The organism is Nonomuraea ceibae (genome assembly GCF_019396325.1).
Taxonomy (GTDB): Bacteria; Actinomycetota; Actinomycetes; order Streptosporangiales; family Streptosporangiaceae; genus Nonomuraea; species Nonomuraea ceibae.
On the sequence record NZ_JAHKRO010000004.1, the window covers coordinates 1 to 16,611 of the forward strand.

Annotated in this window: 14 protein-coding genes; all 14 read left to right on the top strand. The window is 66.9% G+C overall.

Features of this window, described 5'->3' with window-relative positions:
* The coding region (gene rpoB / locus KME80_RS04020; RefSeq protein WP_219500397.1) for a DNA-directed RNA polymerase subunit beta at positions 1-3,128 on the top strand (3,128 nt) is incomplete at its 5' end.
* Between the two features lie 14 nt (positions 3,129-3,142).
* Positions 3,143-7,018, top strand: coding sequence for a DNA-directed RNA polymerase subunit beta' (locus KME80_RS04025; protein ID WP_219500398.1), 3,876 nt, complete (start codon positions 3,143-3,145; stop codon positions 7,016-7,018).
* Between the two features lie 618 nt (positions 7,019-7,636).
* Positions 7,637-8,011: a 30S ribosomal protein S12 gene (gene rpsL / locus KME80_RS04030; RefSeq protein ID WP_049572713.1), complete on the top strand. Its 375-nt coding sequence runs from the start codon at positions 7,637-7,639 to the stop codon at positions 8,009-8,011.
* A gap of 2 nt (positions 8,012-8,013) precedes the next feature.
* Positions 8,014-8,484: a 30S ribosomal protein S7 gene (gene rpsG / locus KME80_RS04035; RefSeq protein ID WP_043623423.1), complete on the top strand. Its 471-nt coding sequence runs from the start codon at positions 8,014-8,016 to the stop codon at positions 8,482-8,484.
* Positions 8,485-8,574: 90 nt separating this feature from the next.
* Positions 8,575-10,623, top strand: coding sequence for an elongation factor G (gene fusA, locus KME80_RS04040; RefSeq protein WP_246644013.1), 2,049 nt, complete (start codon positions 8,575-8,577; stop codon positions 10,621-10,623).
* A 110-nt stretch (positions 10,624-10,733) separates the two neighbouring features.
* Positions 10,734-11,927: an elongation factor Tu gene (tuf, locus tag KME80_RS04045; RefSeq protein ID WP_219500410.1), complete on the top strand. Its 1,194-nt coding sequence runs from the start codon at positions 10,734-10,736 to the stop codon at positions 11,925-11,927.
* A 282-nt stretch (positions 11,928-12,209) separates the two neighbouring features.
* Positions 12,210-12,518: a 30S ribosomal protein S10 gene (gene rpsJ / locus KME80_RS04050; protein ID WP_030912931.1), complete on the top strand. Its 309-nt coding sequence runs from the start codon at positions 12,210-12,212 to the stop codon at positions 12,516-12,518.
* 14 nt (positions 12,519-12,532) lie between these two features.
* Positions 12,533-13,186: a 50S ribosomal protein L3 gene (rplC, locus tag KME80_RS04055; RefSeq protein ID WP_101783540.1), complete on the top strand. Its 654-nt coding sequence runs from the start codon at positions 12,533-12,535 to the stop codon at positions 13,184-13,186.
* Positions 13,183-13,830, top strand: a complete 648-nt coding sequence (gene rplD, locus KME80_RS04060; protein WP_219500412.1) for a 50S ribosomal protein L4 — start codon at positions 13,183-13,185, stop codon at positions 13,828-13,830. The genes rplC and rplD overlap by 4 nt, the downstream gene beginning before the upstream one ends.
* Complete coding sequence (gene rplW / locus KME80_RS04065) at positions 13,830-14,132, top strand: 50S ribosomal protein L23 (RefSeq protein ID WP_219500414.1); 303 nt, start codon at positions 13,830-13,832, stop codon at positions 14,130-14,132. Before rplD ends, rplW begins: the two co-directional genes overlap by 1 nt.
* Before the next feature lie 106 nt (positions 14,133-14,238).
* The gene (gene rplB / locus KME80_RS04070; RefSeq protein ID WP_101783543.1) at positions 14,239-15,075 is read left to right on the top strand and encodes a 50S ribosomal protein L2; all 837 of its coding nucleotides are present in this window, start codon (positions 14,239-14,241) and stop codon (positions 15,073-15,075) included.
* A gap of 11 nt (positions 15,076-15,086) precedes the next feature.
* The gene (gene rpsS / locus KME80_RS04075; protein ID WP_049572698.1) at positions 15,087-15,365 is read left to right on the top strand and encodes a 30S ribosomal protein S19; all 279 of its coding nucleotides are present in this window, start codon (positions 15,087-15,089) and stop codon (positions 15,363-15,365) included.
* Positions 15,366-15,396: 31 nt separating this feature from the next.
* Positions 15,397-15,750 (top strand): 50S ribosomal protein L22, encoded by a 354-nt coding sequence (rplV, locus tag KME80_RS04080; RefSeq protein ID WP_049572697.1) that lies wholly within the window; start codon positions 15,397-15,399, stop codon positions 15,748-15,750.
* The gene (rpsC, locus tag KME80_RS04085; RefSeq protein WP_219500416.1) at positions 15,750-16,610 is read left to right on the top strand and encodes a 30S ribosomal protein S3; all 861 of its coding nucleotides are present in this window, start codon (positions 15,750-15,752) and stop codon (positions 16,608-16,610) included. The genes rplV and rpsC overlap by 1 nt, the downstream gene beginning before the upstream one ends.
* The last annotated feature ends 1 nt before the right edge of the window (position 16,611 follow it).

Consider the following 16,611-nt stretch of genomic DNA (forward strand, 5'->3'; position numbering starts at 1 on the left):
TCACGGCGGAGTTCATCAATAACACCACCGGTGAGATCAAGAGCCAGACGGTGTTCATGGGCGACTTCCCGCTCATGACGCCGAAGGGCACCTTCATCATCAACGGCACCGAGCGTGTGGTGGTCTCGCAGCTGGTGCGTTCGCCGGGCGTCTACTTCGACCGCAGTGTCGACAAGACGTCCGACAAGGACCTGTACGGCTGCAAGGTCATCCCGTCGCGGGGTGCCTGGCTCGAGTTCGAGATCGACAAGCGTGACAGCGTCGGTGTGCGCATCGACCGTAAGCGCAAGCAGGCCGTCACCGTGCTTCTCAAGGCGCTGGGGTGGACCAGCGACCAGATTCTCGAGCGGTTCGGGCAGTACGAGTCGATGCGGGCCACGCTGGAGAAGGACCACACGGCCGGTCAGGACGACGCGCTGCTCGACATCTACCGCAAGCTGCGGCCGGGTGAGCCGCCGACCAAGGAGTCGGCGCAGACCCTGCTGGAGAACCTGTACTTCAACCCCAAGCGTTACGATCTGGCCAAGGTCGGCCGCTACAAGATCAACAAGAAGCTCGGGGTCGGTGCGGAGATCACGCAGGGCACGCTGACCGAAGAGGACATCGTCGCCACGATCGAGTACATCGTCCGCCTCCACGCGGGCGAGGAGACGATGCCGGCCGCCGAGGGCGCGCCGATCGACACGGTGATCGTCGAGACCGACGACATCGACCACTTCGGCAACCGCCGCCTGCGCAGCGTCGGCGAGCTGATCCAGAACCAGGTCCGCCTGGGCCTGGCCCGGATGGAGCGCGTCGTGCGCGAGCGCATGACGACGCAGGACGTCGAGGCGATCACGCCGCAGACCTTGATCAACATCCGCCCGGTCGTCGCGTCGATCCGGGAGTTCTTCGGCACCTCGCAGCTGTCGCAGTTCATGGACCAGACCAACCCGCTGGCCGGCCTGACGCACAAGCGGCGTCTGTCCGCGCTGGGCCCCGGTGGTCTGTCGCGTGAGCGGGCCGGCTTCGAGGTCCGAGACGTGCACCCGTCCCACTACGGCCGGATGTGCCCGATCGAGACCCCTGAAGGCCCCAACATCGGCCTCATCGGCTCGCTGGCCTCCTACGGCCGGATCAACGCCTTCGGCTTCGTGGAGACTCCTTACCGCAAGGTCGTCGACGGCAAGGTCACCGACCAGATCGACTACCTGACGGCCGACGAGGAGGACCGCTTCGTCAAGGCGCAGGCCAACACGGTGCTCAACCCCGACGGGTCGTTCGCCGAGTCCCGCGTCCTGGTCCGCACCAAGGGCGGCGAGACCGAGCTCGCCCGCGCCGAGGAAGTCGACTACATCGACGTGTCGCCGCGCCAGATGGTGTCGGTCGCCACCGCGATGATCCCCTTCCTCGAGCACGACGACGCCAACCGCGCGCTCATGGGCTCCAACATGCAGCGCCAGTCGGTGCCGCTCCTCAAGAGCGAGGCGCCGCTGGTCGGCACCGGCATGGAATACCGTGCCGCGACCGACGCCGGTGACGTCATCAGCGCCGAGAAGGCCGGCGTGGTCGAGGAGGTCTCCGCCGACTACGTCACGGTCATGAACGACGACGGCACCCGGACGACGTACCGGGTGGCCAAGTTCAAGCGCTCCAACCAGGGCACCTCGTTCAACCAGAAGCCCATCGTGGCCGAGGGCGACCGCATCGAGGTCAACCAGGTCATCGCCGACGGTCCCTGCACCGACAAGGGCGAGATGGCGCTGGGCAAGAACCTCCTCGTGGCGTTCATGCCGTGGGAGGGCCACAACTACGAAGACGCGATCATCCTGTCCCAGCGGCTGGTCCAGGACGACGTCCTCTCCTCGATCCACATCGAGGAGCACGAGGTCGACGCCCGTGACACCAAGCTGGGCCCGGAGGAGATCACCCGCGACATCCCGAACGTCTCCGAAGAGGTCCTGGCCGACCTCGACGAGCGCGGGATCATCCGCATCGGCGCCGAGGTCGTCCCCGGCGACATCCTCGTCGGCAAGGTCACGCCCAAGGGTGAGACCGAGCTGACCCCCGAGGAGCGGCTGCTGCGCGCGATCTTCGGTGAGAAGGCCCGTGAGGTCCGCGACACCTCGCTGAAGGTGCCGCACGGCGAGCAGGGCAAGGTCATCGGCGTCCGCGTGTTCAGCCGCGAGGAGGGCGACGAGCTTCCCCCCGGCGTCAACGAGCTGGTCCGCGTCTACGTGGCCCAGAAGCGTAAGATCACCGACGGCGACAAGCTGGCCGGCCGCCACGGCAACAAGGGCGTCATCTCCAAGATCCTGCCGGTCGAGGACATGCCGTTCCTGGAGGACGGCACCCCGGTCGACATCATCCTCAACCCGCTGGGCGTGCCCGGCCGAATGAACGTCGGCCAGGTGCTCGAAACCCACCTGGGGTGGATCGCCGCCCGGGGCTGGGACATCACCGGCGTCCAGGAGGCGTGGGCCGAGCGGCTGCGCGACAAGGGCTTCGGCCAGGTCGAGCCGCGCACCAACATGGCCACGCCGGTCTTCGACGGCGCCCACGAGGAAGAGATCGTCGGCCTGCTCGGCAACACCATCCCCAACCGTGACGGCGACCGGATGGTCGAGCAGAGCGGCAAGGCGCGGCTGTACGACGGCCGTTCCGGCGAGCCGTTCCCGTACCCGATCTCGGTCGGCTACATCTACATCCTCAAGCTCCTCCACCTGGTCGACGACAAGATCCACGCGCGTTCGACCGGCCCGTACTCCATGATCACCCAGCAGCCGCTCGGCGGTAAGGCCCAGTTCGGCGGCCAGCGCTTCGGTGAGATGGAGGTGTGGGCGCTGGAGGCGTACGGCGCCGCCTACGCCCTGCAGGAGCTCCTGACGATCAAGTCCGACGACGTCCTCGGCCGCGTGAAGGTCTACGAGGCCATCGTCAAGGGCGAGAACATCCCGGAGCCGGGAATCCCCGAGTCCTTCAAGGTCCTCATCAAGGAAATGCAGTCGCTGTGCCTGAACGTCGAGGTGCTCTCCAGCGACGGCATGTCCATCGAGATGCGCGACACCGACGAGGACGTCTTCCGCGCAGCGGAGGAGCTCGGTATCGATCTGTCCCGGCGTGAGCCGAGCAGCGTGGAAGAAGTCTGAGGGGGATCGCACGAATGCTGGACGTCAACTTCTTCGACGAGCTTCGGATCGGGCTGGCGACGGCCGACGACATCCGTCAGTGGTCGCACGGCGAGGTCAAGAAGCCCGAGACCATCAACTACCGCACCCTCAAGCCGGAAAAGGACGGGCTCTTCTGCGAGAAGATCTTCGGCCCGACCCGCGACTGGGAGTGCTACTGCGGCAAGTACAAGCGCGTCCGCTTCAAGGGCATCATCTGTGAGCGCTGTGGCGTCGAGGTCACGCGCGCCAAGGTGCGCCGTGAGCGGATGGGCCACATCGAGCTGGCCGCGCCGGTCACCCACATCTGGTACTTCAAGGGTGTCCCGTCGCGCCTCGGCTACCTGCTCGACCTCGCCCCGAAGGACCTGGAGAAGGTCATCTACTTCGCGGCGTACATGATCACGCAGGTCGACACCGAGATGCGCGAGCGTGACCTGCCCTCGCTGGAGGCGAAGATCTCCGTCGAGCGGCAGCACATCGAGCAGCGTCGCGACGCCGACGTCGAGGCCAGGCAGAAGAAGCTCGAAGGCGACCTGGCCGAGCTCGAGGCCGCCGGCGCCAAGGGCGACCAGCGCCGCAAGGTGCGTGAGGGCGCCGAGCGCGAGATGCGCCAGCTCCGCGACCGGGCCCAGCGTGAGCTGGACCGGCTCGAGGAGGTCTGGAGCCGCTTCAAGAACCTCAAGGTCCAGGACCTCGAGGGCGACGAGCTGCTCTACCGCGAGATGCGTGACCGCTTCGGCCGCTACTTCAAGGGCGGCATGGGCGCGCAGGCGATCCAGGACCGCCTGATCAGCTTCGACCTCGACGCCGAGGCCGAGAACCTGCGCGAGACCATCCGCAGCGGCAAGGGCCAGAAGAAGGCCCGCGCGCTCAAGCGGCTCAAGGTCGTCTCCGCGTTCCTCAACACCACCAACTCGCCGCGCGGCATGGTCCTCGACTGCATCCCGGTGATCCCGCCGGACCTGCGGCCGATGGTTCAGCTCGACGGTGGCCGCTTCGCCACCTCCGACCTGAACGACCTCTACCGCCGGGTCATCAACCGCAACAACCGCCTCAAGCGTCTGCTCGACCTCGGCGCGCCCGAGATCATCGTGAACAACGAGAAGCGGATGCTGCAGGAGGCCGTCGACGCGCTGTTCGACAACGGCCGTCGCGGCCGCCCGGTCACCGGCCCCGGCAACCGCCCGCTCAAGTCCCTGAGCGACATGCTCAAGGGCAAGCAGGGCCGCTTCCGCCAGAACCTGCTGGGCAAGCGAGTCGACTACTCCGGCCGTTCGGTCATCGTCGTCGGCCCGCAGCTCAAGCTGCACCAGTGCGGTCTGCCCAAGCAGATGGCGCTGGAGCTGTTCAAGCCGTTCGTGATGAAGAGGCTCGTGGACCTCAACCACGCGCAGAACATCAAGTCGGCCAAGCGGATGGTCGAGCGCGCCCGCCCCGTGGTGTGGGACGTGCTCGAAGAGGTCATCACCGAGCACCCGGTGCTGCTCAACCGCGCGCCCACGCTCCACCGTCTGGGCATCCAGGCGTTCGAGCCGCAGCTCGTCGAGGGCAAGGCCATCCAGATCCACCCGCTCGTCTGCACCGCCTTCAACGCGGACTTCGACGGCGACCAGATGGCCGTGCACCTGCCGCTGTCGGCTGAGGCCCAGGCCGAGGCGCGCATCCTGATGCTCTCGACCAACAACATCCTCAAGCCGGCCGACGGCAAGCCCGTCACCATGCCCACCCAGGACATGGTCATCGGCCTCTACTGGCTGACGACCATGAAGGAGGGCGCGCTGGGTGAGGGCCGGGTCTTCGGCTCCATCGCCGAGGCGCAGATGGCCTTCGACCGTCGCGAGCTGGAGATCCAGGCGAAGATCCAGATCCGGATCAAGGACGTCCTGCCGCCGCGTGACTGGGTGGCCCCCGAGGGCTGGGAGCAGGGCGACCCGATCCGACTGGAGACGACGTTCGGCCGCTGCCTGTTCAACCAGACGCTGCCGCTGTCCTACCCGTTCGTCAACTTCCAGGTGGGCAAGAAGCAGCTGTCCACGATCGTCAACGAGCTGGCCGAGACCTACCCCAAGGTCGAGGTGGCCAACTCGCTCGACGCGCTCAAGGACGCGGGCTTCCGCTGGGCGACCCGCTCCGGCGTCACGATCTCGATCGACGACGTCGTCGCGCCGCCCAACAAGCAGGAAATCATGGAGAACTACGAGCGCCGCGCCGACAAGGTGCAGCGTGAGTACGAGCGCGGTCTGATCACCGACGAGGAGCGCCGTCAGGAGCTCATCGAGATCTGGACCCACGCCACGGCCGACGTCGAGACCGACATGGTCAACGCCTTCCCGGCGACCAACCCGGTCTGGATGATGGTCAACTCCGGCGCCCGCGGTAACAAGATGCAGGTGCGTCAGATCGCCGGCATCCGTGGTCTGGTGTCCAACACCAAGGGTGAGACGATCCCGCGGCCGATCAAGGCCTCGTTCCGCGAGGGCCTGTCGGTGCTGGAGTACTTCATCTCCACCCACGGACAGCGGAAGGGTCTGGCCGACACCGCCCTGCGCACCGCCGACTCGGGTTACCTGACCCGTCGTCTGGTGGACGTCGCGCAGGACGTCATCGTCCGCGAGATCGACTGCGGCACCGACCGCGCGGTCCCGCTGCACGTCGGCGAGCGCGACGCGTCGGGCAACCTGGTCAAGGCCGAGAACGCCGAGTCCAACGTGCACGGCCGCATCCTGGCCGAGGACGTCGAGGTCGACGGCAAGATCATCGCGGCGGCGGGTGTCGACATCAACGACACGCACGTCACCGCCCTGGTCGAGGCCGGCGTCGAGACCGTCCGCACCCGCAGCGCGCTCGTCTGCGAGGCCAAGATCGGTGTCTGCGCGACCTGCTACGGCCGTTCGCTGGCCACCGGCAAGCTCGTGGACGTCGGCGAGGCGGTCGGCATCATCGCCGCCCAGTCGATCGGCGAGCCCGGCACCCAGCTGACGATGCGGACCTTCCACACCGGTGGTGTGGCGGGTGCCGACATCACCCACGGTCTGCCCCGAGTCCAGGAGCTGTTCGAGGCGCGCATCCCCAAGGGTGTCGCCCCGATCTCCGAGGCGGAGGGCCGGGTCCGGATCGACGAGACCGACAAGTCCCGCAAGATCGTCATCACGCCCGACGACGGCTCCGAGGAGATCGCCTACCCGGTGTCCATGCGGTCGCGGCTGCTGGTCTCCGAGGGTTCGCGCGTGTCGGTCGGCCAGCAGCTGGTCGCCGGCGCCGTCAACCCCAACGAGGTGCTGCGCATCCTCGGCCCGCGGGCCGTGCAGCTGCACCTGGTGGCCGAGGTCCAGCAGGTCTACCGGTCGCAGGGTGTGTCGATCCACGACAAGCACATCGAGATCATCGTGCGGCAGATGCTCAAGCGCGTGAACGTGCTCGAGTCCGGTGACACCGACCTGCTGCCCGGCGAGCTCGTCGAGCGTCCGCGCTTCGAGCAGATGAACCGTGAGACGGTGGCGGAGAACGGCTCCCCGGCCGCCGGTCGCCCGGTGCTCATGGGCATCACGAAGGCGTCGCTCGCCACCGAGTCGTGGCTGTCGGCGGCCTCCTTCCAGGAGACGACCAGGGTCCTGACGGACGCGGCGATCCACGCCAAGTCCGACTCGCTCCTGGGCCTGAAGGAGAACGTCATCATCGGTAAGCTCATCCCGGCCGGCACGGGCATGCCCCAGTACCGCAACATCCGGGTCGAGCCGACCGAGGAGGCCAAGGCCGCCATGTACACGGTCGGCGGCTACGACGGCTCCGCGGCCGACTACACCTTCGGCACCGGCAGCGGCGAGGCCGTCCCGCTGGAGGAGTACGACTTCGGTCAGTACAACCGGTAACGGTCGTCAGCACGGCGAAGCGCCCGGGTCTCGTTCGAGAGGCCCGGGCGTTTCCCGTTTCCGGGCCCCGCGCCTCGGGCGTGGAGGTCCCGTGCGGGGTCCGTACGCGTCCGTCAGCCCTTCACGGGTGCGAGTGCTCCGCCGGGTGTCGTCCCGGAACGGCGTCGGCGTACGGGCGGACGTGGGCCCGTGGCCGTGAACGCGAATGGGCCTGTTCGTGGCCTTGGGCGGGCCGGTCCGAAAAGAAGAAGGTTTTGGGGTTGAGCATGGGGAAGGGGCTATATCATGGTCGGCGGAGCAGCGGCCACGAGACGGGCCGCACAGAGCGGATGCGAGACGCCCCCCATAGCGACTCGCGCCGTTTTGACGTGTCGGGCGGGCCTGGTAACCTAGACCATCGTGCCCGTAGCTTTGCGGGCTCTCGGCTGTGCGCTCATATCAGAGGAGTGCCAGTCGGCTTCCTGGCTTGAAGCGTCGTGGATGTGTCTGTGCGGAGAGCGCGACACGCCCGAGCGCGGGGGCGCGGGAGCAAGGACAATCCGCAGGTCATGACACCGGCAGAACCTGTGGATTCGCACAACTGACGTAACACCGGCCAAGGCACGAAACGGAGTGGCAGTGCCCACTATTCAGCAGTTGGTCCGCAAGGGCCGGCAGGACAAGGTCTCCAAGACCAAGACTCCTGCCCTCAAGGGGAGTCCGCAGCGGCGCGGCGTGTGCCAGCGCGTTTACACCACGACCCCGAAGAAGCCCAACTCGGCACTGCGCAAGGTGGCCCGTGTTCGGCTCACCAACGGCATCGAGGTCACGGCCTACATCCCGGGTGTGGGTCACAACCTGCAGGAGCACTCCATCGTGCTCGTGCGTGGCGGTCGTGTGAAGGACCTGCCGGGTGTTCGCTACAAGATCATCCGCGGCTCGCTCGACACCCAGGGTGTCCGCAACCGCAAGCAGGCCCGTAGCCGCTACGGCGCGAAGAGGGAGAAGAGCTAACTATGCCTCGCAAGGGTTCTCCTGGCCGTCGTCAGCTCATGTCTGACCCGGTTTACAGTTCGCCGCTGGTCACCGCCCTGATCAACAAGGTGCTCCTGGACGGCAAGCGCTCCATCGCGCAGTCGATCGTCTACGGCGCCCTCGAGGGCTGCAGGGAGAAGACGGGCAACGACCCGGTCGTCACCCTCAAGCGCGCGCTTGACAACGTCAAGCCGACCCTCGAGGTCCGCAGCCGCCGTGTCGGTGGCGCCACCTACCAGGTGCCGGTCGAGGTGCGCGCCGCGCGCAGCACCACCCTGGCCCTGCGCTGGCTCGTGCAGTACTCCCGGGCCCGCCGCGAGAAGACCATGACCGAGCGCCTGATGAACGAGCTCCTCGACGCCAGCAACGGCCTCGGGGCGAGCGTGAAGAAGCGCGAGGACACCCACAAGATGGCCGAGTCCAACAAGGCCTTCGCCCACTACCGCTGGTAACCCCGGCGGGTTCGACGAGACGACGAGGACGCGAAGAAAGTGGCCACCACGACCGCTCTTGACCTGGCCAAGGTCCGCAACATCGGGATCATGGCCCATATCGACGCGGGCAAGACCACCACGACCGAGCGCATCCTGTTCTACACCGGCATCAACTACAAGCTGGGTGAAGTCCACGAGGGCGCAGCCACCATGGACTGGATGGAGCAGGAGCAGGAGCGCGGCATCACGATCACGTCCGCCGCGACGACCTGTGAGTGGGCCGGTCACACCATCAACATCATCGACACTCCGGGGCACGTCGACTTCACCATCGAGGTGGAGCGCTCGCTGCGCGTGCTCGACGGCGCCGTCGCCGTGTTCGACGGTGTGGCGGGTGTCGAGCCGCAGTCGGAGACGGTGTGGCGCCAGGCTGACGGCTACAACGTCCCCCGCATCTGCTTCGTGAACAAGATGGACCGGGTCGGCGCGGAGTTCCACCGCTGCGTCGAGATGATGATCAGCCGTCTGGCCGCGACCCCGGCCGTCGTCCAGCTCCCGTGGGGCGTTGAGGCCGACTTCAAGGGCGTCATCGACCTGATCAAGATGAAGGGCCTCCTCTGGAGCGCCGAGGCTGCCAAGGGCGAGATGTACGACGTCGTCGACATCCCGGCCGACCACGCCGAGGCCGCTCGCGAGTGGCGCGACAAGCTGGTCGAGACCGTCGCCGAGAACGACGACGAGCTGATGGAGCTCTTCCTCGAGGGCACCGAGCCCACCGAGGAGCAGCTGGTCGCGGCCCTGCGTCGCGCGACGCTGGCGAGCGCCGTCAACCCGGTCCTGTGTGGCACCGCGTTCAAGAACAAGGGCGTGCAGCCCCTGCTCGACGCGATCGTCGCCTACCTGCCCGCGCCGACCGACATCCCGGCCATCGCCGGTCACGCCGTCGGTGACGAGAGCAAGGCCGTCGAGCGTCACGCGGACCCGACCGAGCCGTTCTCCGCGCTGGCCTTCAAGATCGCCAGCGACCCGCACCTTGGCAAGATCACCTACATCCGCATCTACTCGGGCACGCTCGAGGCCGGTTCACAGGTCATCAACTCTGTGAAGGGCAAGAAGGAGCGGATCGGCAAGATCTACCAGATGCACGCCAACAAGCGCGAAGAGCGCCCGTCGGCGATCGCCGGTCAGATCGTCGCCGTGATGGGTCTGAAGGACACCACCACCGGTGACACCCTGTCCGACCCGGCCAACCAGGTCGTGCTCGAGTCGATGACGTTCCCGGCTCCGGTCATCAACGTCGCCATCGAGCCCAAGACCAAGGGCGACCAGGAGAAGCTGTCGACCGCGATCCAGCGGCTGGCCGAGGAGGACCCGTCCTTCCAGGTCCGTCGTGACGAGGAGACCGGCCAGACGGTCATCTGGGGCATGGGCGAGCTTCACCTTGAGATCCTCGTCGACCGCATGCGTCGCGAGTTCAAGGTCGAGGCCAACGTCGGCCGTCCCCAGGTCGCCTACCGTGAGACCATTCGCCGCAAGGTGGAGAAGGTCGACTACACCCACAAGAAGCAGACCGGTGGTTCCGGTCAGTTCGCGCGGGTGATCATCGACCTGGAGCCGCTGGGCGAGGGCAACGACGGTTACGAGTTCGAGAACAAGGTCACCGGTGGCCGCGTGCCGAGGGAGTACATCCCGTCGGTCGACGCGGGCGCGCAGGAGGCCGCTGAGTTCGGCGTGCTGGCCGGCTACCCGATGGTGGGCGTGAAGGTGACGCTGACCGACGGTGCCGCGCACGACGTCGACTCCTCGGAAATGGCCTTCAAGATCGCCGGTTCGATGGCGTTCAAGGAGGCCGCGCGCAAGGCTGACGCCGTGCTCCTCGAGCCGATGATGGCCGTCGAGGTCACCACGCCCGAGGACTACATGGGTGATGTCATCGGCGACCTCAACGGTCGTCGCGGGCAGATCCAGGCCATGGACGAGCGGGCCGGCGCCCGTGTCGTCAAGGCGCTCGTGCCGCTGTCGGAGATGTTCGGCTACGTGGGTGACCTGCGCAGCAAGACTCAGGGGCGCGCGAGCTACAGCATGCAGTTCGACTCCTACGCTGAGGTGCCTCCGGGCATCGCCAAGGAGATCGTCGCGAAGGCCCGGGGCGAATAGTTCCGGTCCCTGGCGGGACGGTGCGAGCCGTCCCGCCGCCTAGGGGTTCGGGATCACCCGGGCCCGAGTGTGTATGACGAAAGTCAGTCAGATTCTCAAGGAGAGAACCAGTGGGCAAGGCCAAGTTCGAGCGGAACAAGCCGCACATGAACATCGGCACCATTGGGCATATCGACCACGGTAAGACCACACTGACCGCGGCGATCACCAAGGTGCTCCACGACCGTTACCCGGACCTGAACGCGGCGACCCCGTTCGACAAGATCGACAAGGCGCCGGAGGAGAAGGCCCGCGGCATCACGATCTCCATCGCGCACGTCGAGTACCAGACCGAGAAGCGCCACTACGCCCACGTGGACTGCCCCGGTCACGCCGACTACGTGAAGAACATGATCACCGGTGCCGCTCAGATGGACGGCGCGATCCTCGTGGTCGCCGCCACCGACGGCCCCATGCCGCAGACGAAGGAGCACGTCCTCCTGGCCCGCCAGGTCGGCGTCCCCTACATCGTCGTGGCCCTCAACAAGGCCGACATGGTCGACGACGAGGAGATCCTGGAGCTCGTCGAGCTCGAGGTCCGTGAGCTCCTGTCCGCTCAGGAGTTCCCCGGCGACGACCTGCCGGTCGTCCGCGTCTCCGCGCTCAAGGCTCTCGAGGGCGACGAGAAGTGGGCCGACAGCATCATCGAGCTGATGAACGCCGTCGACGAGAACGTCCCCGAGCCCCCGCGTGAGACGGAGAAGCCGTTCCTCATGCCGGTCGAGGACGTCTTCTCGATCACCGGTCGCGGCACCGTCGTCACCGGTCGTATCGAGCGCGGCATCGTCAAGGTGAACGAGCAGGTCGACATCATCGGCATCAAGCCGGAGAAGACGACCACCACCGTCACCAGCATCGAGATGTTCAACAAGATGCTCGACGAGGGCCACGCCGGCGACAACGCCGCGCTGCTCCTCCGTGGCATCAAGCGTGACGACGTCGAGCGCGGCCAGTGCATCATCAAGCCGGGCACGACGACCCCGCACACCGAGTTCACCGGCCAGGTCTACATCCTGTCCAAGGACGAGGGCGGCCGCCACACGCCGTTCTTCAACAACTACCGCCCGCAGTTCTACTTCCGTACGACGGACGTGACCGGCGTGGTGAACCTCCCCGAGGGCACCGAGATGGTCATGCCGGGCGACAACACCGAGATGCGCGTTGAGCTGATCCAGCCCATCGCCATGGAGGAAGGCCTCAAGTTCGCGATCCGTGAGGGTGGCCGCACCGTCGGCGCCGGTCGGGTCACGAAGATCATCAAGTAGCTCGACCGCGGGGTGGCGGTCGGCCTCCACACAGGGGCCGGCCGCCGCACCACGACAGGGGTTCGGAGTCCGTACGGGCTCCGCTCCCCGGCTCCACGGCAAAGCCGTGATCCAGCAGTCACTTCGGCCCAGTGACCGAAGCAGGCCAGTGACCGAAGTTACTGCCGGATCACGGAAGAAAAGGCAGATCGACTGCGTCTGTCTCGTGGAGCATCGCACCACCCAGCGGCATCCTGCCGCACGATACTTTTTCAGACGACAGCGAAGGACACCGAGGCCACTATGGCGGGACAGAAGATCCGCATCCGGCTTAAGGCCTATGACCACGAGGTCATCGACGTTTCGGCCAAGAAGATCGTCGAGACGGTGACGCGGACTGGCGCGAAGGTCGCGGGCCCGGTGCCGCTGCCGACCGAGAAGAACGTGTACTGCGTCATCCGTTCGCCGCACAAGTACAAGGACAGCCGCGAGCACTTCGAGATGCGCACGCACAAGCGGCTGATTGACATCATCGATCCGACCCCCAAGACGGTTGACTCGCTCATGCGGCTCGACCTCCCCGCGGGCGTCGACATTTCGATCAAGCTCTGAGGGAACGCACTGACATGGCTAAGACGATCAAGGGCGTCCTGGGCAAGAAGCTCGGCATGACCCAGGTCTTCGACGCGGACAACCGGATGGTCCCGGTGACCGTGGTCGAGGCCGGTCCGTGCGTGGTGACCCGCGTCCGCACCGCTGAAAAGGACGGCTACTCGGCCATCCAGCTCGGCTTCGGGCAGGTCGACCCCCGGAAGGTCAACAAGCCGCTCGGCGACTACCTGCGTAAGCACGACATCACCCCGCGCCGTTACTTCGCGGAGATCCGCACCGACGACGCGAGCGACTACACCCTCGGCCAGGAGCTGCTGGCCGACACCTTCGAGGCCGGCCAGTTCGTCGACGTGACGGGCAAGAGCAAGGGCAAGGGCTTCGCCGGTGTCATGAAGCGGCACGGCTTCGGTGGTCTGGGCGCGTCGCACGGCACGCAGCGCAAGCACCGGTCGCCGGGTTCCATCGGTGGCTGCGCCACCCCGGGACGCGTATTCAAGGGTCTGCGCATGGCCGGTCGGATGGGTAACGTCCGCACCACCGTGCAGAGCCTGAAGGTTCATTCCGTGGACGCCGAGAAGGGTCTCATCCTGATCAAGGGTGCGATCCCCGGCGCCAACGGCAGTCTGGTCCTCGTTCGCACCGCTGCCAAGAAGGGGGCTGCCAAGTGAGCACCATTGACGTCCTTGACGCCAGCGGGGCGAAGACCGGGACCGTCGACCTGCCCGAGGACATCTTCGGCGCCAAGGTCAACGTGCCGCTGATCCACCAGGTGGTCGTGGCCCAGCTCGCCGCTCGTCGGCAGGGCACCCACAAGGCCAAGACCCGTGGTGAGGTCTCCGGCGGCGGCAAGAAGCCGTACCGGCAGAAGGGCACCGGCCGCGCCCGTCAGGGCTCGACCCGTGCGCCGCAGTTCGCGGGCGGCGGCGTCGTCCACGGCCCGGTGCCGCGCGACTACTCGCAGCGCACGCCCAAGAAGATGAAGGCCGCCGCGCTCCGCGGCGCCCTGTCCGACCGGGCCGGCGGCGGTCGTGTGCACGTGGTGAGCAGCCTGGTCTCCGGCGAGACGCCGAAGACGAAGGCCGCCCTGCAGGCGCTGCGCACCATCACCCAGGCCAAGTCGGTCCTCGTCGTGGTCGACGAGACCGACGAGCTGACCTGGCTGAGCCTGCGCAACGCGCCGGAGGTCCACCTGCTGGACTCCGGTCAGCTCAACACCTACGACGTGCTCGTCCACGACGACGTGGTCTTCACCCAGGAGGCGTACGACCAGGTCGTCGCCAGGCTGGGCCAGGGCGGGAAGGAAGAGGCCTGATGGAGAAGATCGCCGACCCGCGCGACATCATCCTCAAGCCGGTCGTCTCTGAGAAGAGCTACGGCCTGATCGATGAGAACAACAAGTACACGTTCCTGGTGCGCAAGAGCGCGAACAAGACCCAGGTGAAGATCGCCGTTGAGCAGATCTTCGGGGTCAAGGTCACCAGCGTGAACACGATCAACCGGCAGGGCAAGCGCAAGCGCACCCGCACCGGTTTCGGTAAGCGGCCCGACACCAAGCGCGCGATCGTGAGCTTGGCCGAGGGCGATCGGATCGACATCTTCGGTCAGATCGGCTAACCACGCGGGAGGCCCGGCCTCCCGCGAGCCCCTTTTCTGGGGCTTCGCACGAAATTGATACCCCAGGTCCCCGGACCTGGGGTCCGACAGAGGATGAACGAAAAAGATGGGCATCCGTAAGTACAAGCCGACGACTCCGGGTCGCCGCGGTTCCAGTGTCTCGGACTTCTCCGAGATCACCCGCAGCACGCCGGAGAAGTCGCTGCTTGCACCCCTTCATAACAAGGGCGGCCGTAACGTACACGGCCGGGTCACCGCTCGCCACCAGGGCGGCGGTCACAAGCGCGCCTACCGGATCATCGACTTCCGCAGGCATGACAAGGACGGCATTCCGGCCAAGGTCGCTCACATCGAGTACGACCCCAACCGCACCGCCAACATCGCTCTGCTGCACTACGCCGACGGCGAGAAGCGCTACATCATCGCGCCGACCGGCCTCAAGCAGGGCGACCGCATCGAGAACGGCCCCGCGGCCGACATCAAGCCGGGCAACTGCCTGCCGCTGCGCAACATCCCGACCGGTACCTTCATCCACGCGGTGGAGCTCCGTCCGGGCGGCGGCGCCAAGCTCGGCCGTTCCGCGGGCGCTCAGATCCAGCTGCTCGCCAAGGAAGGTCAGTACGCCACGCTGCGTATGCCCTCCGGTGAGATGCGCATGGTCGACGTGCGCTGCCGCGCGTCGGTCGGCCAGGTCGGCAACGCCGAGCAGGCCAACATCAACTGGGGCAAGGCCGGCCGTATGCGGTGGAAGGGCAAGCGCCCCACCGTCCGCGGTGTCGCGATGAACCCTGTCGACCACCCGCACGGTGGTGGTGAGGGCAAGACCTCCGGTGGTCGCCACCCGGTGAACCCGAAGGGCAAGCCCGAGGGCCGCACCCGCCAGGCCAACAAGGCCAGCGACCGGCTGATCATCCGTCGGCGCAGCAAGAGGAAGAAGCGGTAGGAGCAGCCGAAATGCCACGTAGCCTTAAGAAGGGTCCCTTCGTGGACGAGCACCTTCAGAAGAAGGTCGACGTCCAGAACGAGAAGGGCACCAAGAACGTCATCAAGACGTGGTCGCGGCGCTCCATGATCGTTCCCGACATGCTCGGGCACACGATCGCCGTGCACGACGGCCGTAAGCACGTCCCGGTGTTCGTCACCGAGTCGATGATCGGTCACAAGCTCGGAGAGTTCGCCCCCACGCGGACGTTCCGGAGCCACGTCAAGGAAGACCGGCGCAGCCGGCGATAGACGCCTTCAGAAGCACTTAGAGGAGTAAGCGATGGAAGCCAGGGCTCAGGCGCGGTTCGTCCGTGTCACGCCCCTCAAGGCCCGCCGCGTGGTGGACCTTATTCGCGGGCTGCCCGCTTCGGAGGCGCAGGCCGTTCTGCAGTTCGCTCCCCAGTCGGCGAGCGAGCCGATCTACAAGGTGCTCAGCAGCGCCATGGCGAACGCTGAGCACAACTTCGATCTCGACCCCAGCACGCTCTTCGTGAGCCGCGCCTGGGTTGACGAGGGCCCGACGCTGAAGCGGTTCCGTCCGCGTGCACAGGGTCGCGCCTATCGGATCAACAAGCGGACGAGCCACATCACCGTGATCGTGGAGTCCCGCGAGCCGAAGGGAAGGACCCGATAGTGGGCCAGAAGGTTAACCCGCACGGGTTCCGCCTCGGCATCACGACCGACTTCAAGAGCCGGTGGTACGCCGACAAGCTGTACAAGTCGTACGTCGCCGAGGACGTGGCGATCCGTCGCATGCTGCAGAAGGGCATGGAGCGGGCCGGCATCTCCAAGGTCGAGATCGAGCGCACGACCGACCGCGTCCAGGTCGACATCCACACCGCCCGGCCGGGCATCGTCATCGGCCGTCGCGGCGCGGAGGCCGACCGCATCCGCGGTGACCTGGAGAAGCTGACCAAGAAGCAGGTCCAGCTCAACATCCTCGAGGTGAAGAACCCCGAGATCGACGCGCAGCTCGTCGCGCAGGGCGTGGCCGAGCAGCTCTCCAGCCGTGTCTCGTTCCGCCGTGCCATGCGCAAGGCGATGCAGTCGGCCATGAAGTCCGGCGCCAAGGGCATCCGTGTCCAGTGCTCCGGTCGTCTGGGCGGCGCCGAGATGTCGCGGTCGGAGTTCTACCGTGAGGGCCGGGTGCCGCTGCACACGCTCCGCGCGGACATCGACTACGGCTTCTACGAGGCCCGTACCACCTTCGGCCGCATCGGCGTGAAGGTGTGGATCTACAAGGGCGAGGCCGCGACGAGCCGCGCCGAGCGCGAGGCGGCGGCTGCCGGCGCCCGTGCCGGCCAGCGTCGCGAGCGTGACGACCGTCGTGGCGGCGGCGGCGACCGTCCGCGTCGTGGTGGTGGCGCCGGTGGCGCCCGCCGCGGTGGCGGTCGTGGCGGCGAGCGCGGCGACCGCGCCCCCAGGACTGAGGCGGCCTCCCAGGCTGCCCCCGAGACCGGCCCGGCTGCTCAGCCGGGTGCTGAAGGGAGCTGAC

Bases quoted from the DNA above. Each gene is read 5' to 3' on its own strand.
- rplW (WP_219500414.1), top strand. From the start codon at position 13,830: ATGGAGAAGATCGCCGACCCGCGCGACATCATCCTCAAGCCGGTCGTC.
- rpsS (WP_049572698.1), top strand. From the start codon at position 15,087: ATGCCACGTAGCCTTAAGAAGGGTCCCTTCGTGGACGAGCACCTTCAG.
- rplB (WP_101783543.1), top strand. From the start codon at position 14,239: ATGGGCATCCGTAAGTACAAGCCGACGACTCCGGGTCGCCGCGGTTCC.
- KME80_RS04025 (WP_219500398.1), top strand. From the start codon at position 3,143: ATGCTGGACGTCAACTTCTTCGACGAGCTTCGGATCGGGCTGGCGACG.
- fusA (WP_246644013.1), top strand. From the start codon at position 8,575: ATGGCCCATATCGACGCGGGCAAGACCACCACGACCGAGCGCATCCTG.
- rplC (WP_101783540.1), top strand. From the start codon at position 12,533: ATGGCTAAGACGATCAAGGGCGTCCTGGGCAAGAAGCTCGGCATGACC.
- rplV (WP_049572697.1), top strand. From the start codon at position 15,397: ATGGAAGCCAGGGCTCAGGCGCGGTTCGTCCGTGTCACGCCCCTCAAG.
- rpsJ (WP_030912931.1), top strand. From the start codon at position 12,210: ATGGCGGGACAGAAGATCCGCATCCGGCTTAAGGCCTATGACCACGAG.
- rpsG (WP_043623423.1), top strand. From the start codon at position 8,014: ATGCCTCGCAAGGGTTCTCCTGGCCGTCGTCAGCTCATGTCTGACCCG.